Origin of the sequence: Pseudoxanthomonas mexicana (assembly GCF_001556105.1) — a bacterium.
In the GTDB taxonomy this organism is placed as follows: Bacteria; Pseudomonadota; Gammaproteobacteria; order Xanthomonadales; family Xanthomonadaceae; genus Pseudoxanthomonas_A; species Pseudoxanthomonas_A mexicana_A.
The window spans coordinates 1-385 of the sequence record NZ_LSIF01000080.1 but is presented as its reverse complement, the minus strand read 5'-3'; the positions used below and the strand labels follow the sequence as shown (position 1 = coordinate 385).

The window sequence follows — 385 nt, the reverse complement described above, 5'->3', positions numbered from 1 at the left end:
CGGTGTGCCGCAGGTAGTACAGGCTGCCACCGGTGCCGATGAACTCGCTGTGGCCAGGCGCGGTTTGCGCCTGCGAGCCGAACACACGCAGCGCGCTGGCGGCATCGCCCCAGCGATTGGTCGCATTGGAGCGCCAGTTCAGCGCCGCGCCGTACAGCGAGCGCTGGTACTGCGCATATTCGGTGCCGGTGATGCCGGTACTGTAGTTGCCCCACAGCGCCTGGTTCTTGTCCCAGTCCACGCGCAGGTAGAAGCGACCCATCGTATCCACGTCGCGGTACGTCTTGGAATCGTCGCCGTAGACCGGGTAATACAGGTCTGGATCGAGGCGACGGAAGATGTCCTGCGGATTGGCATTGGTGAACCCGTTGAACAGGCGGTCGAG

The 385-nt window shown here is 63.9% G+C and carries 1 pseudogene; it reads right to left on the bottom strand.

Features of this window, described 5'->3' with window-relative positions:
* Positions 1 to 385, bottom strand: a pseudogene (locus AX730_RS19175) (hypothetical protein); the annotation flags it as partial.